Here is a 23750-nt window from a genome sequence, read left to right on the forward strand (position 1 = left end):
ATCCGCATTCGTCGTTGAAGTTGAAATCTCCTCGCATGTTCAGGAGGGAGCTGGCGCGCCGGGCTCAAGAAAGCGGCGCTAACTAAGCGATAGGACGTGTCCGGTTATACGGGGGCAAGATCACAGGCTTCCACCAGCGGCCAGCCGTTTGGCTTCATTGAGGACGGTGCGTTGTTCTGGCGTGCGGATGGCGATCTCGCGGTATTTGCCACCCTTGGTCCACGTGTCTTTCAGCTTTAATCTGTCGCCACCGTCGGCCCATGCGGGAATTATCTTGATGCTCTCTTCGCGGCGCAAGCCGAACGCGGATTGGAGGCGCAGCGACATCTCGGTGTAGGCATCGGTGATCTTGGCCAGACGCTCGTTATCGAGAGTTTTGGCCTTGGAGATGTTGGTGACGAAGGTGCGCTTGTCGATGTCGTAGCTGCGGTTGTCGCGGGCGATGATGTTGTCCTTGCCGATCTTCTGCGCCCACCAGCGCATGGCGCTCATGCGGTTCTTCATGGTGCCGGCGCTGATGCCTTCTGATTTCCATTGCTGTATCAGGGCGTCTACGTGCTTGGGTCGCAGGCTGTCTGCATTCATGTGGCGATATCCAAGTTCGTGCAACTGGTTGGCGACGTGGGAGAGGATACGTGTACGATCCGATTGCGTAGCGTAGCTGCCGTCACGATTGCGGTTGCATAGCTGCTTGAGTTGGTAGTTCAAGTCGCGCATGGTGCGTCTCCGATTTTGATGCGTAGTGTGGTCATGTCAGGTAAGTGTTTCTGGTCTCCGTGCTTGCCGCAGCAAGGACGGTTTGTTCAGACCTCGGGACACCACTCCCGTGTATGCGGTTTGTTCACTGCCTGCCCGCGCCGCATGCGCGTGTGGCGCCTCGATCCGCTTCTCGTGGAAGCCTGATCTCGGTGGGACCAGTTACCCAGGGTCCATGGGGTGTGCCTCGCACACGTTGTCGGCCCACGTGGGGCATATTGGCAAGCAGCGTTTTGCTGCACTGATGGCGGTCGATGCCGCCGTCACTGGCTGTCGTCACTATCGAAGCGGTGGCGCAGCCCTTATGGCGCTTGGTTGCTGGCGCGTCGTCACTGGCAGCAGGCCGCCAGTAACGACGCGCGGTTTGCGCTGCGGGAGATTGCGGCGCTGGGGATGCACGCGTTGGCGGGGCGGCGCGTGGATGCGGGCAGCTCTGTGGGTGCTCGCAAAATTGGGTTCCCGCTTTCGCGGGAACGACGGCGGGGGAGTTGATGGTCCGCCTTAGGTGGGGTGCTGCCATGGGTTGGTGGTGGTGGCTTTACCGCAGCCGGGCACCAGGATGTTTGCGTGGCCCTTTCTGGAACAGGGGCCGTATCGTTAGGCGCGTTACGAGCGCAACGCCTGGCATCCGCCAGGTGCGAAGGCGATCTTCGCATGTTGTGGGCTTATTGTGCGGCGTGCTTCGTCTTTATATCAACCCGGAATGGAGCCTTGTTTGGCTGCGCATTTGGGGTGGTGTACAGCGCGGAAGCTGGGGACACTGGTGGCTCCACTTGTACTTATGGAGGTTCCCATGATGCCCTCTTCTTCTGGCCACGGCACGCGATTGATACGGCTGCCGGAGGTGATGTCCATCTGCGGACTGGCCCGCAGTACCGTTTATTTGTATATCCAGCGTGGCGAATTTCCAGCCCCGGTTAAGATCACCAGACAGGCTTCTGCTTGGAGTCTGGAGGAGGTGCAGGCGTGGGTCGCCGGCCGGTTGCAGGCAAGGGTTTGATTTTGTTGGGGTATTTGTTGGGGTACGGCAGTAGTAGAAAAAACAAAGGCCCATCCGAAGATGAGCCTAAGTCTTTGATTCTATTGGTCGGGGCGAGAGGATTCGAACCTCCGACCCCGTGCACCCCATGCACGTACGCTACCAGGCTGCGCTACGCCCCGACGAACTTGAATTATAGCAGCGGCTTTAAGTATTTGTCATGTTTGCTTTGCGCAGCTAACATACCGCATGACCTCCGACGCCCTGCAACAAGCCGCCGACCTGCTCGACCAGGCCGACGCATTGATCATCGCCGCCGGCGCCGGCATGGGCGTCGATTCCGGCTTGCCCGATTTTCGCGGCGACGCCGGCTTCTGGAAAGCCTACCCCGCCCTCGGCCGCGCCGGGATGGCGTTCACCAGCGTCGCCTCGCCCGCCACCTTCCACCAAGACCCGGCGCTGGCGTGGGGTTTCTACGGCCATCGCCTGCGGCTCTACCGCGAGACGCAGCCGCACGCCGGCTTCTACCTGTTGAAACAATGGGGCGAGCGCATGGACCACGGCTACGGCGTCTTCACCAGCAACGTCGACGGCCAGTTCCAGAAGGCCGGCTTCGACCCGCTGCGCATGTACGAATGCCACGGCTCCATCCACCATCTGCAATGTCTGCAACCCTGCGGCGCCGACATCTGGTCCGCCGACGGCTACACGCCGCAAGTCGATACCGAAGCCTGCCGCCTGCTCAACGCGCCGCCCACCTGCCCTCGTTGCGGCGCGCTGGCGCGGCCGAATATACTGATGTTTGGCGATTGGGGATGGATCGAACAACGCGCGCAGATGCAGGAGAAACGCTTGCATGCGCTGCTGCGCAAGGCGCGCAGGCCGTTGGTGGTCGAGCTGGGCGCCGGCACGGCGATACCGTCGGTGCGCCATTTCGGCCAGCAGGTGATCCAGCAGCACAATGGCCGCATGATACGGATTAATCCGCGCGAGCCGCAGGTCGGCGGCCCGCGCGATGTCGGGCTGGCGATGGGCGCCATGGCCGCGCTGACGGCCATCGACGCCCTTATATAAACTATTTACACCAATTTGACGGCGATGCCCGACAGGCCGTCGACCTTGCCGGTCAGCGTCTGCCCGCGCACCACCGCGCCGACGCCTTCCGGCGTGCCGCTGAAAATCAGGTCGCCCGGCGCCAGCGCGAACAGCGTCGACAGGTTGGCGATGGTTTCGCTGATCGACCAGATCAGGTGATCGATGGTGGCCGATTGCTTGGTCACGCCGTCCACGTCCAGCCGGATCGCGGCCTGGTTGATGTCGCCCGCTTCGGCGGCGCGGTGGATCACGCCCACCGGCGCCGAGTAGTCGAAGGCTTTGCCGATCTCCCACGGCCGCCCGGCGTCGCGCATCTTGAATTGCAGGTCGCGGCGCGTCATGTCCAGCCCGACCGCGTAGCCGAAGATGTGCTGCGCGGCGTCTTCGGCGGCGATGTTGCTGCCGCCCTTGCCGATGGCCACCACCAGCTCGCACTCGTAGTGCAGGTTGCTGGTCACTTGCGGATACGGCAGCTCCAGCACCTGGTCCGGCGCGACGGCGATCACCGCTTGCGCGTCGTTCGGCTTGCAGAAGAAGAATGGCGGCTCGCGGTCCGGGTCGTAGCCCATTTCGCGTGCGTGGGCGGCGTAGTTGCGGCCGACGCAGTAGACGCGGCGGACCGGGAACAAATCACCGGTGCCGGCGACCGGCAGGCCGACGATGTCGTGGGCGGGGATAACGTAGGAAGTCATGATGCTCCGGTAGACAGGAAAAAGACATCACGATGGTACAACAGCCGCCGCCGGCTCACACGGGCGGGAAACAATAGGTGACAAATCTCCGGGAATATATTTCCATTTGCGAAATATTAGTGTAACCTTGGCAATTATTAGCGATGCACGAATTAACTGTCCCTGCGGGAGTCTCACCATGAAAAAACTGATCCGGTCGGCCGCGCTGGCCGTCACTCTTCTGTCCGGGGCGGCCGCACAGGCGACCACCTTCAATTTTTCCTATGATTTTGCAAGCGGCTATGCCTTCACCGGTTCCTTCGACGGCACGGCCAACGGCAACCTGGTGACCGGCCTGTCGAACTTCACCGTGATGCTCAATGGCGCCGCGTTTTTTACCGCACCGTTTACGGTGGGTGCTTACCATATGGCCTCCGACAGCTGGGACAGCAATGCCGTGGTGTCGTTTGATGGCTTGCACAGCAATTTCGGGCTCACGGACGGCGGCTTTTCCACTGGATATACGCACGCTTTCCTGCTGATCCCCTACGCTTCCACCACCACCGATCTGGCTCAGGCGATTTCGCCACAGGTATATGCGTTGGATCGGGCGTCGGAGACGGATGTTTCGGCCAACTGGCATCTGGACGCCGTCGCGGCGGTACCGGAACCGGAAACCTACGCGATGCTGCTGGCGGGCCTGGGGCTGCTCGGCTTTACCGCCCGCCGCCGCCAGCACGCCTGATCAGGTCAACAGCAGCGCCTTGAGCGCGACGCGGTAGCCTTCGACCAGGCCGTCGCGATCCAGTTGCGGCCGATACAAGGCCCGCACCGGCAGGCCGTGGAACAGCGACACCACGGTGTCGATGCGGCCGTCGAGCAACTCATCATCCACCGGCAGGTTGCGCCGCTCGCGTTCGCGCTTGATGATCGGCCGGAATTTCTCCATCGCCGCGACGTCGGCGGCGCGCAGCGCGGCGGCGATCTTCGGGTTGCGCGCCGCTTCGGCGCACATCTCCATCGGCAGCTCGAAAAAATGCGGATCCAGGCTTTCGTCGATGTGGCGCGGCGCTTCGTCGATCATCGACTGCAACGGGTCTTCCTTGCTGTCCAGCTCACGCAGCTGCGTCATCACATGCTCGGACTGCAAATCGACGAAGGCCATGATGATGGCGTCCTTGCCATCGAAATAATTGTAGATATGCCCGGCGCTCATGCCCGCCTCTTTCGAGATCTCGGCCATGCTGGCGCCATGGAAACCGCTGCGGGCGAAGCACACGGCCGCCGCCTGCAACACCTGGTTACGCCGGTTCTGCGCCCGTTCCGGGTCGCTGCGCCGTTTGGCGGTGGTGGGGGTGGTCATGCGGTGTTCCTTGGATCGGGTTTGTAACGAAGTATACCAAAACGGCGGACGCGCGATGGCGTCCGCCGACCCGGCTCGGGCCTTAGCCGCGCGGCGGCGCAAGCTCCGGCTGCCAGCCGCCGCCCAGCACCTTGTACAGGGTGACGGCGTTGCTGGTCTTGCTCAGGCGCGTGGAGATCAGCCCTTGCTGCGCCGCGTACAGCGCGCGCTGCGAGATCAACGCGTTCAGGTACGAGTCGGCGCCCTTGCGGTAGCGCGCTTCGTTGATGCGGTAGCTCTTCTCCGCCGCCTCGACCAGCGCCTGCTGCGACGCCACCCGTTCATCGAGCGTGCCGCGCGTGGCCAGCGCGTCGGCCACTTCGCGGAACGCGACTTGAATCGACTTCTCGTACTGCGCCACCGAGATGTCGCGGTCGGCCTTGGCGATGTTCAGGTTGGCGCGGTTGACGCCTCCGTCGAAGATCGGCAGGTTGATCTGCGGGATGAAGCTCCAGGTCGCCGAGCCGGCCTTGAACAGGCCGGACAAATTGGTGCTGGCGCTGCCGCCCGACGCCGTCAGCGAGATGCTGGGGAAGAAGGCGGCGCGCGCCACGCCGATGTTGGCGTTGGCGGCGCGCAGCGCGCGTTCGGCCTGCTGCACGTCCGGACGCGAGCGCAGCAGGTCGGACGGCAGGCCGGCCGGGATCGCGGCCAGCTGCGTCACGGCGTTCAAGTCGCCGCTCGGCAGCAGCTCGGCCGGCACGTCGCCGCCGACCAGCAGCACCAGCGCGTTCTGGTCCAGCGCCACTTGCGCGGTGTAGACCGCCATGTCGTTGCGCGCGCTCTCCACGCTGGTCTGCGAATCGTACACGTCGACGCCCGACGTGACGCCGGAGTCGAAGCGCTTCTTGCTCAGGTCATAGCTGGTCTGCTGGCTTTGCAGCGTGTCCGCCGCCAGCTTCAGACGCTGCTGGTCGGCGATCAGCGTCAGGTAGGCGTTGGCCACTTCCGACACCAGCGTGATCTGCTGCGCGCGGCGCGCTTCCTCGGTGCCGAGGTAGCTCTGCAGGCCGGCTTCGGACAGGTTGCGCACCTTGCCGAAGAAGTCCAGCTCATACGCGGACATCACCAGCCCGCCGGTGTACTGGCGGTTGATGAACGATTCGCCGGTGCCGGACAGCGTCGATGGCGTGCGCGACGCGGTCTGGCTGACGCTGGCCGACAGCTTCGGCAGCAGCGCGGCACTGTCGATGTTGTACTGCGCCTTGGCCTTCTCGATATTGAGCACCGAGACGCGCAGGTCGCGGTTGTTGGCCAGCGCCAGCTCGATCACCTTGCGCAGATTGGCATCGGCGAAGTAATCGCGCCACTGGATTTCCGACACCGGCTTGGCGTCGGCGGCGGCCTGCGGCACGCCTTTGTAGGCGTCGCCGGCGGGCCAGGCCTGGGGCACCGGCTGGTCCGGACGTTCGTACACCGGCGCCAGGCTGCAGCCGGCCAACATCGCCACGGCCGCCATCGTGATTAAAGATTTTTGCATGATTAATTTACCTCTACAGTCTTGGCTTCGGCCTTGCCGGGTTTCGGCGCGAAGTAGCCGCGCACCAGCACAAAGAACACCGGCACAAAGAAGATGCCGAGGAAGGTCGCGGTCAGCATCCCGCCCAGCACGCCGACGCCGATCGCGTTCTGGCTGCCGGAGCCGGCGCCGCTGCTGATCGCCAGCGGGAACACGCCGAGGCCGAAGGCGATGGACGTCATCAGAATCGGGCGCAGACGCAGCTTGACCGCCTGCAGCGTCGCCTCTTTCAGTTCGATGCCCTGCTCTTGCAGCTCCTTGGCGAATTCCACGATCAGGATCGCGTTCTTAGCCGCCAGGCCGATCACGGTCAGCAGGCCGACCTGGAAGTAGACGTCGTTCGACAACTTGAACACGAACGTCGCCAGCACGGTGCCGATCACGCCCAGCGGCACGACCAGCAGCACCGAGAACGGAATCGACCAGCTTTCATACAGTGCGGCCAGGCACAGGAACACGATCAGGATCGAGATCGCATACAGTTGCGTGGTCTGCGAGCCGGAGTCGCGCTCCTCGGTCGACAGGCCGGTCCACTCGTAGCCGATACCCGGCGGCAGCTTCTCGGCCAGCTTTTCGATTTCCGCCATCGCGGCGCCGGAGCTCTGACCCGGCGCCGGCGCGCCGAGGATCTCGGTCGACGGCAAGCCGTTGTAGCGTTCCAGGCGTGGCGACGCGTAGATCCACTGGCCGGTCGAGAAGGCCGAGAAAGGCACCATCTCGCCGTCGGCGTTACGCACGAACCATTTGCCCAGATCTTCAGGCGTCATGCGCGAATCGGCATCGCCCTGCAGGTACACCTTCTTGACGCGGCCACGGTCGACGAAGTCGTTGACGTAGGCGCTACCCCAGGCGGTGCTCAGCACCTTGTTGACATCGGCCACGGCCAGGCCCAGCGCGGTGGCCTTCTGCTGGTCGACGGTGATCTTGTACTGCGGCGTGTCTTCCTGGCCGTTCGGGCGCACACCCACCAGGATGGGACTCTTCGACGCCATGCCCAGCATCTGGTTGCGTGCCGCCATCAGCGCGTCGTGACCGACGCCGCCGATATCCTGCAGCTGCAAGTCGAAGCCGCTGGCGTTACCCAGTTCCAGCACCGCAGGCGGGGCGAAGGCGAACACCATCGCGTCCTTGATCTGCGAGAAGCTGCCCATGGCACGGCCGACGATGGCGTTGACGCGATGCTCGGCGCCCTTGCGCTCGGACCAGTCCTTCATCCGCACGAAGGCGATGCCGCTGTTCTGGCCATTGCCGCTGAAGCTGAAGCCGGCCACCGCGAACACCGAAGCGACGGCGTCCTTTTCATTGGTCAGGAAGTGCTGCTCGACCTTGTCGATCACCTTCAGCGTACGCTCCTGGGTGGCGCCGGTCGGCAGCTGGATCTGCGAGAACAACACGCCCTGATCCTCTTCCGGCAGGAAGGAGGTCGGCAGGCGCATGAACACCAGCACCAGCACCACCAGCAGCGCCGCATACATCAGCAGCGCGCGGCCGCTGCGGTTCAGCAGAGTACCGACGATGCCCTGGTATTTGTTGGTGCCGCGCTCGAAGCCGCGATTGAACCAGCCGAAGAAGCCGGTGTTGGCCATGTGGTGATCCTTGGCCACCGGCTTCAGGATGGTGGCGCACAGCGCCGGCGTGAACACCATCGCCACCACCACCGACAGCACCATCGCCGAGACGATGGTGATCGAGAACTGGCGGTAAATCACGCCGGTCGAACCGCTGAAGAAGGCCATCGGCACGAACACCGCCGACAGCACCATGGCGATACCCACCAGCGCGCCGCTGATCTGGGTCATCGACTTGCGGGTCGCTTCCAGCGGCGACAGGCCCTCTTCGGTCATCACGCGCTCGACGTTTTCCACCACCACGATCGCGTCGTCGACCAGCAGGCCGATCGCCAGCACCACCGCGAACATGGTCAGCGTGTTGATCGAATAGCCCAGCGCCGACAGGATGGCGAAGGTACCCAGCAGCACCACCGGCACCGCCATGGTCGGAATCAGCGTGGCGCGGAAGTTTTGCAGGAACAGATACATCACCAGGAACACCAGCACGATCGCTTCAACCAGCGTCTTGACCACTTCCTCGATCGACAGCTTGACGAACGGCGTGGTGTCGAACGCCACCACCGCTTTCAGCCCGGCCGGGAACTGCTTCTCCATCTGCGCGACCTTGGCCTTGACGGCGTTGGCGGTATCGAGCGCGTTGGCGCCGGTGGCCAGCTTGATCGCCAGGCCGGACGCCGGCTTGCCGTTGTAACGGGCCAGGATCTTGTAGCTCTCGCTGCCCAGCTCCATGCGGGCGACGTCGCGCAGGTGCACGGTGGCGCCGCTGGTGGAGGTCTTCATCAGGATCGCGCCGAACTGCTCGACCGTTTGCAGGCGGCTTTGCGCCGTCACGGTGGCGTTCAGCTGCTGGCCGGCGACCGACGGCAGGCCGCCCAGCTCACCGGCCGAGACTTCGGTGTTCTGCGCGGTGATGGCGTTGGTGACATCGGCCGGCGTCAGTTGATAGCTTTGCAGCTTGGCGGCGTCGAGCCAGATCCGCATCGCGTACTGCGAACCGAAGTTGGTGACGTCGCCCACGCCTTCGACCCGGCTGACCGGATCGATCACGCTGGCGGTGACGTAGTCGCCGATGTCGGCCTGCTTCATGCTGCCGTCTTCGGAGACGAAGCCCAGCACCATCAGGAAGTTCTTGGTGGCCTTGGCCACCACCAGACCTTGTTGCGTCACGGCGGTCGGCAGCAGCGGCGTCGCCAGCTGCAGCTTGTTCTGCACCTGCACCTGCGCGATGTCGGGATTGGTGCCGCTCTTGAAGGTCAGCGTGATGCTGATGCCGCCGGTCGAATCGCTCGACGACGACATGTAGCGCAAGCCGTCGATACCCTTCATCTTCTGTTCGATGACCTGGGTGACGGAGTCTTCCACCGTCTTGGCGGAGGCGCCCGGATAGGAGCCGCTGATCGAGATCGATGGCGGCGCGATGCTTGGATACTGCGATATCGGCAAGCCGAGAATCGCGATCACGCCCGCGAGCATGATCACTATCGCGACCACCCAGGCGAAAATCGGGCGGTCAATAAAGAAACGGGACATGTAATATCTCCTGGATTAGTGAGCGCTCTTGGCGTTCGGAGACATCGCGCCGCCGGCCGGGCCGGCAACGGCGGCGGCGGGCTTGGCGGCGGTCGCTGGCGCGCCCGGCTTGACCTTCTGCACGCCTTCGACGATCAGCAGGTCGCCGGCGACCAGGCCGGACTTGACCAGCCACTTGTCGCCCAGCGTGGCGCCGGTGACCAGCGTGCGCTGCTCGACCTTGCCTTCTTTGTTCAGCACCAGCGCGGTGGCCTGGCCCTTGGCGTTGCGGGTCACGCCCTGCTGCGGCACGGCGATGGCCGCCTCGTCGACGCCCGACTCCACCACCGCGCGCACGAACATGCCCGGCAGCAGATCATGCTTCGGATTCGGGAACAGCGCGCGCAGCGTGACGTTGCCGGTGCCCGGATCGACCGACACATCGGAGAATTGCAGCTTGCCCGCTTCGGCGTACTTGCTGCCGTCGGACAGCACCAGCGTGACCTTGGCCAGGCCGCCGGATTTTTTCAGGCCGCCGCTTTCGATGTCGCGCTTCAGGCGCAGCATGTCTTCGCTGGACTGGGTGACGTCGACATAGATCGGATCGAGCTGCTGCACGGTGGTCAGCGCGGTGGTCTGGTTGGCGGTGACCAGCGCGCCAGGGGTGACCGTGGAGCGGCTGATGCGGCCGCTGATCGGCGCGTTGACGTGGGTGTATTTGAGGTTGATCGCGGCCTGCTCCAGCGCGGCGGCCGCCGATTCGACATCGGCCTTGGCCTGCTCGTTGGAGGCGACGGCGTCGTCGTAGTCCTGGCGGCTGACGCCCTCGATCGCGACCAGCTCCTTGTAGCGCGACACTTTCGGGCCGCTGGTCATCAGGTTGGCCTTGGCCTTGGCCAGCGCGGCCTTGGCCGAGCTGACGGTGGCCTGGTAGGTGGCGGCGTCGATCTGGTACAGCGCCGTGCCGGCCTTGACGTCGGCGCCCTCGACGAACAGACGTTTCTGGATCAAGCCGCTGACCTGCGGACGCACTTCGGCCACCTGGAATGCGGCGGTGCGGCCCGGCAGTTCGGTGGTGATCTGCAGCGCCTCGGGAGCGACCTTGAACACGCCCACTTCCGCCACCGGCGCCGGCGGCGCTTCAGTCTTGGACTTGGAACAGCCGGCGACCAGCGTAGCGGCTGCGACCAGGGCGATGGCCCCTGCCGTCCGAGCGGACGGCTTGCGGAATTTGGCTTCCATAGTTGAAACTTTCTGAGTAGATGGTCATCACAAACTATAGAATGAACGATCATTCTAATTAAGTCAAGTGCGTTATTGCTGCAACGCAGCGAACTTAAGCGTGGCTTAAGCATCGCTTAAGTGCCGATTTAGTGGTGAATTTGTCCACGACACCCGGGGCATGACACCCGCCCGGTGCTACAATCGATTACTTTCCTTTAGACATCTTTCTAGCCTTCATGTCGACCACCGACCGCACCGCCCGCCCCCGCCTCGCCACTCTGGTGACGGTTGGCGTCAGCGCCATCGTGCTGCTGACGGTGCTGTCGCTGCTGGTGCTGGTCGACCACTTCGCCATCGACTACGCCGAGCGCGAAGCCGGGCAGCGGCTGCAACAGCTGTCATGGCAGATGCGCGACGCCCTGAACCGGGTGATCCAGAAGGCCACCGGCGACGTCGCCCTGCTGACCGCCTTGCCGCAGATCCGCGACGCGCAATCCCCGGCCGAGACCCGCAAGGTGCTGGAAAGCCTGCAAAAAACCTTCCCCGACTACGCCTGGATCGGCATGGCCAATCCCGACGGCACCGTCTACGCCGCCACCCAGGGCTTGCTGGAGGGCGTGGACGTCAGCGGCCGCGACTGGTTCAAGGGCGGCCAAGACAAGCTATACGCAGGCGACTTCCATCCGGCCGTGCTGCTCGGCAAGAAACTGCCGCAGTCGAGCGATCCATGGCGTTTCGTCGACGCCGCCGGGCCGGTGCAGCGCGCCGACGGCAGCTATCGCGGCGTGCTGTGCGTGCACATGAGCTGGGGCTGGGCGCGGCGTCTGGCGCACAACATCCTGGCGCCGGCCGACAAGCAATACTCGGCCGACATCTTCGTGGTGCGCGGCGACGGCACCGTGGTGCTGGGGCCGAAGGGCATGGAGGAACAAAAGATCGTCAACAGCAGCCTGGCGCTGTCGCAGGCCGGCGCCACCGGTTCGCTGAAGGAGACCTGGGGCGACGAGCGCCGCTACCTGACCGGCTATTCGCTCAGTGGCCAGAAAGGCGATCCGGCCACGCTGTCGTGGTCGGTGCTGGTGCGCCAGCCGGAAGACCTGGCGCTGGCCGGCGCGCGCGCGCTGGAACGCCAGATCCTGCTGCTGGGCGCGGTGCTGGGCGTGGTGCTGGCGCTGGCCGCCGCCGTGGTGGCGCGCCGCCTGACCACGCCGCTGAACGCGCTGAGCAAGAACATCGAGCAACGCCTGTCCATGCCGGCCAACGCGGCGGATGCGGCGCCGCCGGAGCTGGTGCCGGTCGACAGTTATCACGAGGTGCAGGTGCTGTCGCGCGCGCTGGCCGAGCTGCTGCGCAACGAGGAAGTCCATCTCGGCACGCTGCGCGCGCTCAACGAAAAACTGGAAACCACGGTGGCCGAACGCACCCGCGAGATCGCCCGCAAGGCGCTGCAACTGGAGCGCGCGCTGGCGCAGGAACAAAGCACGCAGCAGCTGTTGCAGGAACGCGCCGCCGAGCTGCGCGCCATCCTCGACAACGCCCACGACGCCTTCATCGCGCTCGATCCGGGCGGCGTGGTGCTGGACTGGAACCGCCAGGCCGAACGGCTGCTGGGCTGGAGCCGCGCCGAGGTGATCGGCCAGCCGCTCGGGGCGATGGTGCTGCCGCCGCTGCTGCGCCGCGCCTACGAGCGCGACATGCGCCAGCTGGCCGAAGCCGGCGCCGGCACGGAATCGGTGCTGAACCGCCGCATCGAGCTGACCCTGCACAACCGCGAGGGCAAGGAATTGTCGGTGGAGATCTCGCTGGCCTACGTGCCGCGCAGCAGCGGTCACCTGTTCATCGCCTTCCTGCACGATATCAGCGAACGCCGCTCGCTGTTCGCTTCGATGGAGGCGATGGCGCTGCGCGACACGCTGACCGGCCTGCCCAACCGTCGCGCGCTGATGCAGACGCTGGACGAAGCCTTGCAGCGCGCCAACCGCCTGCGCCAGAGCTGCGCCGTGTTCTTCCTCGACCTCGACCGCTTCAAGCAGGTCAACGACCGCTACGGCCACGAGGAAGGCGACGAGCTGCTGCGCCAGTTCGCCGAGCGGGTGCGGCAGACGGTGCGCAAGACCGACACCGTCGGCCGCCTGGCCGGCGACGAATTCATTGTCATCCTGGAGATGCTGCACAGCGACGACGACGCCCAGGAGACCGCCGACAAGCTGCGGCCGGTGCTGCAACAGCCGTTCGTGCTGAAAACCGCGACCGTGATGCTGGGCGCCAGCATCGGCATCGCCATCCACCACCCGGACGATCCGGCCGATATCGAGATGCTGCTGGGCCGCGCCGACCGCGCCATGTACGTCAACAAGCAGCAAGGCGCGCAGCAACGGGCGCGGCGCTGAACCGTGCGCGGGGTGCGGCAGCGCACGCATGGCTTATATCGGAAATCCAATTTTTGTTGTTTCAGGTAATATCGACCGAACCTCGTTTCGGACATTCGCCATGGAAGCGCAAAACAGCATCACCAACGATTTTCTCTCCTCCGGCGTGCCCGGACTCGACGATGTCCTCAACGGAGGGCTGACCAGCGACCGGCTGTACCTGGTCGAGGGCGAACCCGGCACCGGCAAGACCACGCTGGCGTTGCAGTTCCTCAACGAGGGCCGCGCGCGCGGCGAATCCACGCTATACATCACGCTGGCCGAAACCGCCGTCGAACTGCGCAGCGTCGCGCAGTCGCACGGCTGGAGCATGGACGGCATCCACATCGAGGAAATCGTCCCCGACGAGCGCGCGCTGGACCCGGACCAGCAATACACTATCTTCCATCCGTCGGAGATCGAACTGGGCAACACCACCCAGCGCATCCTGGCGGCGATCGACAAGTACAAGCCAAGCCGCGTGGTGCTGGACTCGCTGTCCGAGCTGCAACTGCTGGCCGAAAGCCCGCTGCGCTACCGGCGCCAGGTGCTGGCGCTGAAGCAATATCTGACCAGCCGCTCCTGCACCACCATCTTCCTCGACGACCGCACCGCGCTCAGCACCGACCTGCAGGTGCGCAGCGTGGCGCACGCGGTGCTGACGCTGGAGCTGGCCGACCAGGCCTACGGCGCCGAGCGGCGCCGGCTGCGCGTGGTCAAGTACCGCGGCATCGCCTTTCGCGGCGGCGCCCACGACTACAAGATCCTGCATGGCGGACTGCACGTCTACCCGCGCCTGGTGGCGGCCGATAGCCGCGAATCGGCGCGGCGGCTGCAGCTGTCGAGCGGCCTGGCCGAACTCGACGCGCTGATCGGCGGCGGCCTGGAGGAAGGCACCAGCACGCTGATCTCCGGCCCGTCCGGCACCGGCAAGTCGTCGCTGTCGGCGCAGTTCGTGCACGCGGCGGCCGCGCGCGGCGAGTCCAGCGCCATGTTCCTGTTCGAAGAGGCGCGCAGCAACCTGCTTAACCGCTGCGCCAATATGGGCCTGGAACTGAACCACGCCATCGACCGCAAGCTGCTGACCATCCAGCAGATCGACCCGGCCGAACTGTCGCCGGGCGAATTCACCCATGCGGTGATGCAGGCGGTCGATCGCGGCGTGAAGGTGGTCGTTATCGACAGCCTGAACGGCTACCTGAACGCGGTGCCGGACGAACGCTTCCTCACCATCTATCTGCACGAGCTGCTGACCTACCTGGGCCAGCGCGGCGTGGTCAGCATCCTGGTCGGGGTGCAGGCCGGCTTCCTCGGCTCGATGAGCAGCGCGGTCGACGCCAGCTACCTGGCCGACAACGTCATCATGCTGCGCTACTTCGAAGCGGCCGGCGAAGTGCGCCAGGCGATCTCGGTGTTCAAGAAGCGCGGCAGCGTGCACGAGCGCACCATCCGCCGCTTCGAGCTCAGCGGCGAAGGCATCCGCGTCGGTCCGGTGCTGAAGGATTTCCACGGCATCCTGACCGGCGTGCCGAGCCTGGTCGCCGCCGAAGAGCACTGACGCCGATGGAAACGCGCATCCTGATCTACGCGCCCACCGGCCAGGACGCGCCGCTGGCGGCCAAGGTGCTGCATATGGCGCAGATCGACAGCCATGTCTGCGCCACGCTGGCCGAGCTGGCGCGGCAGCTGGAGCAAGGCGCCGGCGCGGTGCTGACCGTGGAGGAAGCGCTGGCGCCGGGCGGCTATCAGCTGCTGCAGGATTGCGTGGCCAACCAGCCCGAGTGGTCCGACCTGCCGATCATCCTGCTGACGCATCACGGCGCCGATTCGCCGACGGTGCGGCAGGCGGTGGCCGGCCTGGGCAACCTGAGCCTGATGGAGCGGCCGGTGCGCACGCTGACGCTGATCACCGCGCTGCACTCGACGCTGCGGGCGCGCAACAAGCAGTACCAGGTGCGCGAGGCGGCGCGGCGCAAGGATGAATTCCTCGCCAGCCTGGGGCACGAACTGCGCAACCCGCTGGCGCCGATCCGCACCTCGGTGTCGCTGCTGACCCACCTGTACCCGGACGCGGCGCCGGTGGCGCGCATCCGCGAGGTGGTCGAGCGCCAGGTGCGGCTGCTGACGCGGCTGGTGGACGACCTGCTCGATGTCGCCCGCATCACCAGCGGCAAGATCACGCTGCAGCGCCAGCAGGTGACGCTGGCGGCCGTGATGCGCCATGTCGGCGAGCTGTGCCAGTACGCCGCCGACGCCAAGCGCATCCACATCGCCTGGCAGCTGCCGCCCAGCGAGATCATGCTCGACGTCGACTACGCGCGCGCGGTGCAGATCTACGCCAACATCATTTCCAACGCGGTCAAGTTCACGCCGCAGGGCGGCAACGTGCTGGTGCGCGCCGCCATCGACGCCGAAGGTGGCGACAGCGGCGCCGGCCCGGCTTTGCTGGTCAGCGTCAAGGACAGCGGCATCGGCCTCGACGCCGACACCATCCCGCGCATCTTCCGCATGTTCGAACAGAGCGCCACCGTCAGCGGGCAATTCTCCAGCGGGCTGGGGATAGGCTTGAGCCTGTCGCGCCAGTTCGCCGAGATGCACGGCGGCACGGTGGAGGCGCGCAGCGACGGTCCGGGACAGGGCAGCGAATTCCTGATCCGGCTGCCGGTGCTGGCGGGGAGCGGCGACGGCGCGCGCGGCGTGGCGCCGCTGGCGCCGCCGGCCGCCGCCGACGGCCGCAAGATCAAGGTGCTGGTGGTGGACGACAACGAAGACGCCGCCGATTCGCTGGCGGCGCTGCTGGAGATCGACGGATTCGACGTGCGCGCCGTGTACGACGGCGCGGCGGCGGTCGCGGCGACCGCGCAGTCGCAGCCAGACATGATCATCATGGACCTGGGCATGCCGGGCATGGACGGCTACGAAACCGCGCGCGCCATCCGCCAGCGGCCGGGCGCCGAGCGCATCCTGATGCTGGCCCTGACCGGCTGGGGCCAGAGCGACGCGCGCCGGCGCACGCTCGAGGCCGGCTTCGACCATCACCTGGTCAAGCCGGTGGAGCTGGAGCAGATCATCCGTCTGGCCGGCGCACGCCACAACCGCGACCAGGTCCAGGCGGCGCGCTAGCCCCGATTACAGCGGCTTGACGTCGACCTTGGCGCCCAGCAGGTAGATCGCATTGGTGCCTTCAAAGGCCGAGTCGGTGCCCAGCACCAGCCAGAACTTGCCGTCCTTGTCCGCCTGCACGGTGACTGGCTCGTCCGACTTGCGGCTGGCGGCGGCGAACTCGTTGCCGCCGCAGTCCAGCCCCTCGACGCCCAGCAGGCCGAGCACCTTGCCCTGCGCGCCGGAGACGGCCTGGTCGCCGTGATCGAAGTTCAAGCGGTAGCGGTGCGAGTTGCCGGAGACTTGCTTGACCAGCTTCGGCTCGTCCATCACGGCCGCGCCCACCAGGTAGATGCTTTCGCCGCGCGCGCCGCCCACGCCGAAGCAGCCGAGCGCCGCGCTGGTGGCGTAGCGCATCTCGAAGGTCAGCTTGTATTTCGCGCCCGGCACGAAGCCGCCAACCTGGTGCTTGGTGTAGGTGAACACGTCGTCGCTGTTGTTGTGCGAGATCAGGAAATAGCCCATGCCCTGCACCGGCGGCGGCAGCTTGGACCAGCCGGAGGCCGCTTCGGTCGGCTCGGAATCGTCGGCGTAGTCCGCCACGCCGGCCGTCCAGCCGTCGATGCCTTTGGTGAAGTCCACGCTGATGGTCGATGCGACCGGGGTTGGCGGCGGCGCCGCGACCGGGGGCGGAAGCACCACGGCGATGCCGTCCGAACCGCCGCAAGCGGCCAACGAGAGCAGGCCCGCAATGGCGAGCACGGAAAATACGGGGGTCTGTTTGAACATTTTGTTTTCCCTGGTTATGGTTTGCGGCGCCTGGTCGGACGCCGCAAAGCAGTCTAAAGAAAACTTGTAAAAACGGACGAGCAAATTGCAACCACTTGTAAATTACAATTCGTAACGACTTGGTAGTAAATCTTCTGGTAAAAGCGCCATCATTTCCATTCGCCGCGCAGCGCCGCCACCTGCGACTGCAAGCCCTCCGGCGTCACATCCTGCGGCGCCACCGGGGCCCCGACCGCCAGCGCCAGCCGCGAGCGCAGGCCGGTGCGGAAGGCGCGCTCGAACACGTTGTCGCCGCTGCGGCTCAGCAGATGTCCCCACAGGCCGCGCAGCGCCATCGGAATCACCGGCACCTGGCTGCGCGCGATGATCTTGGCGATGCCGCCCTTGAATTCGCTGATCTCGCCGGTGCGGGTCAGCCGACCTTCGGGGAAGATGCACACCAGGTCGCCCTCGTGCAGCGCCTGCGCGATGTCGACATAGGCCTTCTCCATCAGCCACGGATCCTCCTTGGCAGGCGCGATCGGGATCGCGCGCGCGGTGCGGAAGATCCAGCCCAGCAGCGGCAGCTTGAAGATGCGGTGGTCCATGACGAAGCGGATCGGACGCGGACTGGCGGCGCCGATGACGATCGCGTCGACATACGACACGTGGTTACACACCAGCACCGCCGCGCCCTCGTCCGGGATGCGGTCGGCGTCGACGGTGTGCACGCGGTGCACGGTGTGAATCAGCAGCCAGGCCAGGAAGCGCATCAGGAACTCCGGCACCAGCGAGAAGATGTAGACCGCCACCAGCGCGTTCAGCAGCGCCGTCACCAGGAACAGTTGCGGGATGCTGAAGCCCTGCCCCAGCAGCACGATCGCCAGGCCGGCCGCCGCCACCATGAACAGCGCGTTCAGGATGTTCATGCCGGCGATGGTGCGCGAGATGTGGGCCGGGTCGCAGCGGGTCTGGATCAGCGCGAACAGCGGCACGATGAACAGGCCGCCGAAGATGCCGATCATCAGGATGTCGAACAGGATGCGCCACATGCCGTGCTGCGCCAGCAGCGCCATCGCTTCCAGATGCGGGCCGGCGGTCAACGCCGCCACGCCGCTGCCGTAGGCCAGGCTGGCGAAGTACAGGTCGACGCCGAACACGGTCAGGCCGATCGAGCCGAACGGCACCAGCCCGATCTCCACCTTGTGGCCGGACAGGCGCTCGCACAGCAGCGACCCGCTGCCGACGCCCAGCGAGAACACCGTCAGCAGCAACACGAAGGCGCTGTGGTCGCCGTGCAGGTAATCCTTGGCGTAGACCGGGAACTGCGACAGCACCAGCGCGCCGTAGAACCAGAACCATGAGTTGCCCAGCATGGACAGGAACACGGTGCGGTTCTTGCGCGAGAAATTGATGTTGCGGATCGATTCACCGACGAAGTTCCAGCTGATCTTCAGCTCCGGCGCCGGCGCCGGCGAATCGGGAATGCGGTAGGCGGCGATCAGGCCCAGCGCCGCGACGAAGACGGTGGCGGCGGCCACCAGCGCGATGCCGCTGGGCTGCTTCACCACCAGCACGGCGCCCAGGATCTCGCCGAGCAGGATGCCGACGAAGGTGCCCATCTCGGTGACGCCGTTGCCGCCGATCAGTTCCTCCGGCTTGAGCTGTTGCGGCAGGTAAGCGTATTTGACGGGGCCGAACAGCGTCGAGTGCACGCCCATGCCGACCACGCCGAGCACCAGCAGCCACAAGGTGTGCGTCAACCATCCGGCGCCGGCGACCAGCATGATGCCGAGCTCCAGCCACTTGATGAAGCGGGTCAGGCCGGCCTTTTCGAACTTGTCGGCCAGCTGGCCGGCGGTGGCGGAAAACACCACATACGGCAGGATGAACAGGCCGGGAATCAGGTTGGTCACCAGCGACGGCGACAACGTGGTCCAGCTGAGCGCATCGAAGGTCAGGATGACGATCAGCGCGGTCTTGAACAGGTTGTCGTTGAAGGCGCCGAGAAACTGGGTCCAGAAAAACGGCGCGAAACGGCGCTGCGTCAACAGGGAGAACTGATTGGGCTGGCTCATGTCGTGCGGATCCCTTGCGTGTGGAGTTTCCGGAAAGATTGAGCGGATTATAACCGCATGCCAGAGCATGCAGAAAAGCAATGACGTAGACGCAGATCAACCGATCCAGGCGTCGAGCGCATCCTCCGCGCCACGGCTGGCCAGCGCACTGGATACTCGGTCCGGAATTCGCACCGGGAAGTTCGCCTTGCGGATATCGGAATCTTCAAACAGCAGCAAACCGGCATCGATGCCGCCATCTCGCCACGATTGCGTGTCCGCAACGCCGGATTCAACGGCAGCAATTCAGAGAACTCCGCAAACTCCACCCGATCGGCTGCGGTGGTGAATGCTGTTTCCATGGCGATGTTCCCCGATGACTTCCAGGATTGACTATACGCCGCTTTACGCCGCCTGCCGCGCCTCCCCCGCCGCCTCGGTCGGCGCGCGCAGCGACCAGACGCTGTGCGGGTCGCCGTGCAGGCCGCGTTGCAGCACCGCGCGCGCCATCTTGCGGTACAGCGCGGCGAACAGCAGCGACACCAGCGCCACGCCCACCACCACGCCATCGCCGTCCACCAGCGCCAGCAGCGGATTGACGCCGCTGCCGAACCAATGCGCCAGCGGGATCGCCAGCGTCAGGCCGGCGCACAGCATCAGCAGTTCGTAGCCCGCGCGCGCCGGCGGCCGCGCGAAGGCCCACGCCACGCACAGCAGGAACACCGCGTAATAACCGCGCTCCTCCCACAAGGGCAGCGCATCCGCCGGCCCCAGCTTGTTGATCAGGAAGACCGCCGACACGCCCGCCACGCAACCGAGGCACACGCCCAGCGTCCCCTGCGCCATCAGCTTGCCGCTGCGCGGCTGCACCAGGCTTTGCCGCTTGCGCCGCGCCTCGATCCACAACAGGTTGCCGCTATAGAAAAGGAAAGCGCCCGCCATGCCGAGAATGAAGTACATCCACTGCACAGCAGCCTGGCCGAAGCCGCCGAAGTGCAGCGCCTGCAGGCTGCGCAGAAAGCGCGTGCCAGGGCTGAAGTTCTCCGGCACCATCACCCGCACCACCTTGCCGCTGCTGGCGTTCAGCACCACCGCGGCCATGTCGGCCACGGTGTGCTGCGCGATCTTGCCGTAGGCCTGCACCTGCGCGTTGGCGTCGCCGGCGTGACGGTAGGACAGCGTCTCCACCTGCACGCCCGGCGCCTCGCGCCGTATCGTCGCCAGCAGCTGCGATGCCGGCAGCAACGGCGCCGCCACGCCGGCCGGCTTGGACGGCGCGGCCACGTAAATATCCTGCCCCACCAGCTCCAGCAGCTTGCCATCGAAGATCAGGTACTGGAACGGCGCCAGCAGGATCACGCCCAGCGCCAGGATCGCGCTGCTCCACGCGTACATCAGGTGGAACGGCAGCGACAGGATGCCGATGGCGTTGTGCGCGTCCTGCCACATGCGCTTGATGTTCTTGCCGATGCGTAGCGCGAACAAATCCTTGAAGAAGGTCGGCGCATAGACGATCACGCCGCTGGCCAACGCCACGCCATACAGCACGCAGACCACGCCCAGCAGATACAGGCCCACGCTGCGCGGCAAGCCCGCCGTGTAATGCAGGCGATAGATGAACCCCGACAGCTGCGAATGCTCCTTGAACTCCTCCAGCTTGCCGGACGCGTCGAAACGGAAGTGGCGCTCGTCGAATTCCAGCACCAGCTGCGGTTCGTACCGCGACGGCAGACGGAGATAGAAAACATCCTTCGCCTTCGGATGCGCCGCCAGCACCGCGTCGATCAACGCCTGCGGCTCGGCCGCCGCCTGCGCGGCGCGGGGCGGCGGCGTCTCCCACGCATGCAGCTCCTCGTGGAAAATGGTGACCGCACCCGCGTAGAAGGCGATGAACAAACAGAATCCGGCCACCAGCCCCACCCAGGTATGGACCGCGATGTATGTGCGTAAAGTCGAAGATTTCATGCGCCCACCCTAAGCAGGCCCGCCGCCTTTAAAAAGTGCAGCAGCGTGAAGCCGACGATGATGGCGCCGCCCATCCACAGCCAGGCGCGCAGCCCGGTCTTGAACAAGTAGGTGCAAGTCATCGCGGCCACCCACACCACGAAGAACATCAGCAGCAGCGGCAAGGTGGTGGTCCTCTGGTCGCCGCTGAGCAGCGCGATGAAGCCCACCACCAGCGCCGCCAGCGGCATGGCGAGAAACACGGCGGCGGTCGATTTACCCCACATGGCGCGCTCCCGGCTTGGCGCGCGGCTTGCCGCCGTTGCGCCACGCATCGAGATACGGCAGCGCGACCAGCATCGTCATGAAGCCGGAAAGGCCGATGCACACACCGCACCAGACGCCGTAAGCCTCCACCGCCGAAGCGATCGAACCCACCGACAGCGGCACCGCCAGCCAGCGCAGGAAATTTTGCCGCCGCAGCGCGGCCGGCCACAAGCCCTGGTGCGGCGACGCCAAATAAAGACATAGCGCGGCCAGCGCAGCCACGCCGATACAGATCCAGTTCATGACGAGCTCCTTGTCAGATATTGCCTTGCACGCCGAAGCCGACCTGGCGCGCGTTGCCCAGCACCACGGCGTAGCGGCCCGTCACCGATTCCAGATGGTTGGCGGTGATGTAGGTGCGGTTGGTCAGGTTGCTGCCGAAGGCGAACAGCGACACGCCGTTGGACAACAGGTACGAAGCCTTCGCGCCGAGCAGCGTGTGGCCGTCATTGCGATCGACGTTTTCCGGGCCGGTGTAGGTGCCGCCGCTGTGTACCAGGTTGGAGTTTAGCGTCCAGCGGCCAGGGGTCCAGTTGAAGCCGACCGACTGCGTCTCGCGCGGCGAGCGGGCGAACTGCTTGCCGGTGAAGTCGCCCTGCGGCGAGACGAAATCGATGAAGCGCGATTTCGCCACGCCCAGCGCGCCGAACAACTCCAGGTTCTTGTTGATCTTGCCGCGAATCTCGGCCTCCAGCCCTTGCAGTCGCGACTTGCCGGCGTTGATGAAGTAGACGTCCAGCGTATTGCGGCCGACGTTGACTTGCTGGTCGCGCCAATCGACGCGGTAGGCATTCAGCGCCACGACCATGCCGTTGTCCAGCGCGCCCTTGAGCGAAGCCTCGTAGTTCTTGGTGAACTCCGGGCCGAAGGCATGCGGGCCGCGCTGGTAGCTGTAATCGACGCCGCCGGTGCGGTAGCCGCGCTGCGCGGTCAGGCCGGCCACCCACTCCGGCGCCAGCGCGTAGCGCACGCCCAGCTTGGGCAGCCACACCGAGTTGTCGGTGCCCAGGTTCTGCACATTGTCGCCGGCGAAGATGCCGCCGTTGATCAGCTGCGTGAAGATGGTGCGCGCCAGCGGCGAGGTGCCGCTGGTTTCGGTGGTCAGCACGCGGCGCTGGCGTTCGCCGTCGAAGCGCATGCCGGCGGTCAGCGTCAGCTTGTCGATCGCGTAATCGAGCTCGGTGAAGGCGGCGCGGGTCTTGGTGGCGTCGGCCTGCAGGTTGCGGCGGTTGATGAAGTCAGCGCCGTAGGCCGCGTCGCACGCCGCCTGCACCCGGCACTGGCCGACCAGGCCAAGCACATACGACACCGGCACCGTGAACACATCGTCGCCGCTGTAATGCTGGTTCGAATAATACAGCCCCGCCACGCCCTTCAACTGGCGGCCGAACAGCGTCGTGTCGAAATTGGCGCGCGCCTCCTGCACCCACTGGCGGTCGATGTTCTGGCCGGCGCGGAAGCCCTGCTTCAGCTCCGTCGCGTCGTAATCCTGGATGCGGTCGTACAGATTGTGCGAATACGTCGTGAGCAAGGTGATGCCGGCGCCGCCGAGGCGGAAGGTCTGCTCCAGCGCGGCGGAGCGGGTGTGGTTGTCGGAGACGCGCAATTCATTCGACAGATTCTGCCGCGCCTTGATGGGCACCGTCACCGCCTCCACCGACGGGCTGCCCATCTTCTGGCGGTCGTCCACCAGGGTCAGCAGCGCCTGATAGCGCTCGCCCCATGGCGTGATGCGCAGCTTGCCGCGCAGCGTGTGGCCGTCTTCGTGGTTGGCGCGTTCATCGTCGCGGGTCGGGTTGTACACTTCGCCGTCGCGCTTGCGCTGTTCGAACGAGATGCGCCCCGCCAGCACCTGCTCGACGATGGCGCCGCCGCCGGCCATCGCCACCCGGTGCGCGTTCTGGTTGCCGACGCTGGCGCGGTAGCTGAAGTCGCGCACATCGGACGGATCGCGGGTCTTCATCACCACCGCGCCTGCCAGCGAGTTGCGGCCCTGGTTAGTGGATTGCGGGCCGCGCAGCACCTCGATGCGGTCGGCGTCCCACAAGGTCATGTTGCTGAACTCCTGGCCGAAACCGTCCTGCGACACGCCGTCGACCACCACGGTGATGGTGCGGCCGCCGCCGCCGGTCGGCCCGTACACGCCGACGCCACGGATCGACAGCCCCTCGGCGGTGCCGACGTTGGCCATCTGCGCGGCCACGTCCTCGATGTTGTTGGCGCCAAGTTCGGCGATCTGGCGGCGGTTGCGCGAGCCGACGCTGGCGCTGCTGTCGATCTCGGTGCGTTTCAGCTTGTCGCCGGAAATCACCACCTGCTCGATCGGCGCGGTTTCCTCGGCGTGCGCCTGCCAGCCCGCCGTCACACCGGCCAGCGCCAGCACCATCACTTTGATACGCATTCCATTTCCCCTATTTT

Annotated in this window: 19 protein-coding genes and 1 tRNA gene; 6 read left to right on the plus strand and 14 right to left on the minus strand. The window is 65.5% G+C overall.

Going from position 1 to position 23750, the window contains the following annotated elements:
- Positions 1 to 120 precede the first annotated feature (120 nt).
- On the minus strand, positions 121 to 717 hold the full coding sequence (locus tag GW587_RS07210; RefSeq protein ID WP_229259344.1) for a phage integrase N-terminal domain-containing protein: 597 nt from the start codon (positions 715 to 717) through the stop codon (positions 121 to 123).
- Positions 718 to 1549: 832 nt separating this feature from the next.
- Between GW587_RS07210 and GW587_RS07215 the strand changes: the two genes are divergently transcribed.
- Entirely contained in the window at positions 1550 to 1756 is a 207-nt protein-coding gene (locus tag GW587_RS07215) for a helix-turn-helix transcriptional regulator (protein WP_229259345.1), read from the plus strand.
- An 84-nt stretch (positions 1757 to 1840) separates the two neighbouring features.
- On the opposite strand, the gene GW587_RS07220 is transcribed toward GW587_RS07215, so the two are convergent.
- Positions 1841 to 1917 (minus strand) — tRNA-Pro (locus GW587_RS07220).
- 67 nt (positions 1918 to 1984) lie between these two features.
- Here GW587_RS07220 and GW587_RS07225 point away from each other — a divergent pair.
- A complete protein-coding gene (locus tag GW587_RS07225) occupies positions 1985 to 2809 on the plus strand; it encodes an SIR2 family NAD-dependent protein deacylase (RefSeq protein ID WP_166100523.1) in 825 nt (274 codons plus the stop codon).
- A gap of 5 nt (positions 2810 to 2814) precedes the next feature.
- Here GW587_RS07225 and GW587_RS07230 read toward each other — a convergent pair whose 3' ends face one another.
- A complete protein-coding gene (locus GW587_RS07230) occupies positions 2815 to 3522 on the minus strand; it encodes a fumarylacetoacetate hydrolase family protein (protein WP_166100526.1) in 708 nt (235 codons plus the stop codon).
- A 178-nt stretch (positions 3523 to 3700) separates the two neighbouring features.
- Here GW587_RS07230 and GW587_RS31205 point away from each other — a divergent pair, with 178 nt between their 5' ends.
- Positions 3701 to 4246, plus strand: a complete 546-nt coding sequence (locus GW587_RS31205) for a PEP-CTERM sorting domain-containing protein (RefSeq protein ID WP_229259346.1) — start codon at positions 3701 to 3703, stop codon at positions 4244 to 4246.
- Here GW587_RS31205 and GW587_RS07240 read toward each other — a convergent pair whose 3' ends face one another.
- The 4 genes from GW587_RS07240 to GW587_RS07255 form a co-directional block, all read right to left on the minus strand.
- On the minus strand, positions 4247 to 4864 hold the full coding sequence (locus GW587_RS07240) for a TetR/AcrR family transcriptional regulator (RefSeq protein WP_166100528.1): 618 nt from the start codon (positions 4862 to 4864) through the stop codon (positions 4247 to 4249).
- 82 nt (positions 4865 to 4946) lie between these two features.
- A complete protein-coding gene (adeC, locus tag GW587_RS07245) occupies positions 4947 to 6383 on the minus strand; it encodes an AdeC/AdeK/OprM family multidrug efflux complex outer membrane factor (protein ID WP_166100531.1) in 1437 nt (478 codons plus the stop codon).
- 2 nt (positions 6384 to 6385) lie between these two features.
- Positions 6386 to 9523: an efflux RND transporter permease subunit gene (locus tag GW587_RS07250; protein WP_166100533.1), complete on the minus strand. Its 3138-nt coding sequence runs from the start codon at positions 9521 to 9523 to the stop codon at positions 6386 to 6388.
- Positions 9524 to 9538: 15 nt separating this feature from the next.
- Positions 9539 to 10744, minus strand: a complete 1206-nt coding sequence (locus GW587_RS07255; protein ID WP_166100535.1) for an efflux RND transporter periplasmic adaptor subunit — start codon at positions 10742 to 10744, stop codon at positions 9539 to 9541.
- 218 nt (positions 10745 to 10962) lie between these two features.
- Here GW587_RS07255 and GW587_RS07260 point away from each other — a divergent pair, with 218 nt between their 5' ends.
- The 3 genes from GW587_RS07260 (at position 10963) to GW587_RS07270 (ending at position 16257) form a co-directional block, all read left to right on the plus strand.
- Positions 10963 to 13116 carry a diguanylate cyclase domain-containing protein gene (locus tag GW587_RS07260; protein ID WP_166100538.1) on the plus strand — a complete coding sequence of 718 codons (2154 nt, stop codon included), beginning with the start codon at positions 10963 to 10965 and terminating at the stop codon, positions 13114 to 13116.
- A 100-nt stretch (positions 13117 to 13216) separates the two neighbouring features.
- The gene (locus tag GW587_RS07265) at positions 13217 to 14692 is read left to right on the plus strand and encodes an ATPase domain-containing protein (RefSeq protein ID WP_166100541.1); all 1476 of its coding nucleotides are present in this window, start codon (positions 13217 to 13219) and stop codon (positions 14690 to 14692) included.
- 5 nt (positions 14693 to 14697) lie between these two features.
- Positions 14698 to 16257, plus strand: coding sequence for a hybrid sensor histidine kinase/response regulator (locus GW587_RS07270; RefSeq protein WP_166100544.1), 1560 nt, complete (start codon positions 14698 to 14700; stop codon positions 16255 to 16257).
- Positions 16258 to 16263: 6 nt separating this feature from the next.
- Here GW587_RS07270 and GW587_RS07275 read toward each other — a convergent pair whose 3' ends face one another.
- The 7 genes from GW587_RS07275 to GW587_RS07300 all read right to left on the minus strand — a co-directional run bounded on the left by GW587_RS07275 (position 16264) and on the right by GW587_RS07300 (position 23733).
- Positions 16264 to 17025 (minus strand): hypothetical protein, encoded by a 762-nt coding sequence (locus tag GW587_RS07275; protein ID WP_207393385.1) that lies wholly within the window; start codon positions 17023 to 17025, stop codon positions 16264 to 16266.
- 149 nt (positions 17026 to 17174) lie between these two features.
- Complete coding sequence (locus GW587_RS07280; RefSeq protein ID WP_166100547.1) at positions 17175 to 19082, minus strand: MFS transporter; 1908 nt, start codon at positions 19080 to 19082, stop codon at positions 17175 to 17177.
- Positions 19083 to 19178: 96 nt separating this feature from the next.
- Positions 19179 to 19301 (minus strand): hypothetical protein, encoded by a 123-nt coding sequence (locus GW587_RS31615; RefSeq protein ID WP_267878037.1) that lies wholly within the window; start codon positions 19299 to 19301, stop codon positions 19179 to 19181.
- 165 nt (positions 19302 to 19466) lie between these two features.
- The gene (locus GW587_RS07285) at positions 19467 to 21026 is read right to left on the minus strand and encodes a PepSY-associated TM helix domain-containing protein (RefSeq protein WP_166100550.1); all 1560 of its coding nucleotides are present in this window, start codon (positions 21024 to 21026) and stop codon (positions 19467 to 19469) included.
- On the minus strand, positions 21023 to 21292 hold the full coding sequence (locus GW587_RS07290; RefSeq protein ID WP_166100551.1) for a hypothetical protein: 270 nt from the start codon (positions 21290 to 21292) through the stop codon (positions 21023 to 21025). The genes GW587_RS07285 and GW587_RS07290 overlap by 4 nt, the downstream gene beginning before the upstream one ends.
- Positions 21282 to 21575 carry a hypothetical protein gene (locus tag GW587_RS07295; RefSeq protein ID WP_166100552.1) on the minus strand — a complete coding sequence of 98 codons (294 nt, stop codon included), beginning with the start codon at positions 21573 to 21575 and terminating at the stop codon, positions 21282 to 21284. Before GW587_RS07295 ends, GW587_RS07290 begins: the two co-directional genes overlap by 11 nt.
- A 13-nt stretch (positions 21576 to 21588) precedes the next feature.
- The gene (locus GW587_RS07300) at positions 21589 to 23733 is read right to left on the minus strand and encodes a TonB-dependent receptor (protein ID WP_166100553.1); all 2145 of its coding nucleotides are present in this window, start codon (positions 23731 to 23733) and stop codon (positions 21589 to 21591) included.
- Between the last annotated feature and the right edge of the window lie 17 nt (positions 23734 to 23750).

The organism is Duganella aceris (assembly GCF_011090165.1).
GTDB classification, from domain to species: Bacteria; Pseudomonadota; Gammaproteobacteria; order Burkholderiales; family Burkholderiaceae_D; genus Rugamonas; species Rugamonas aceris.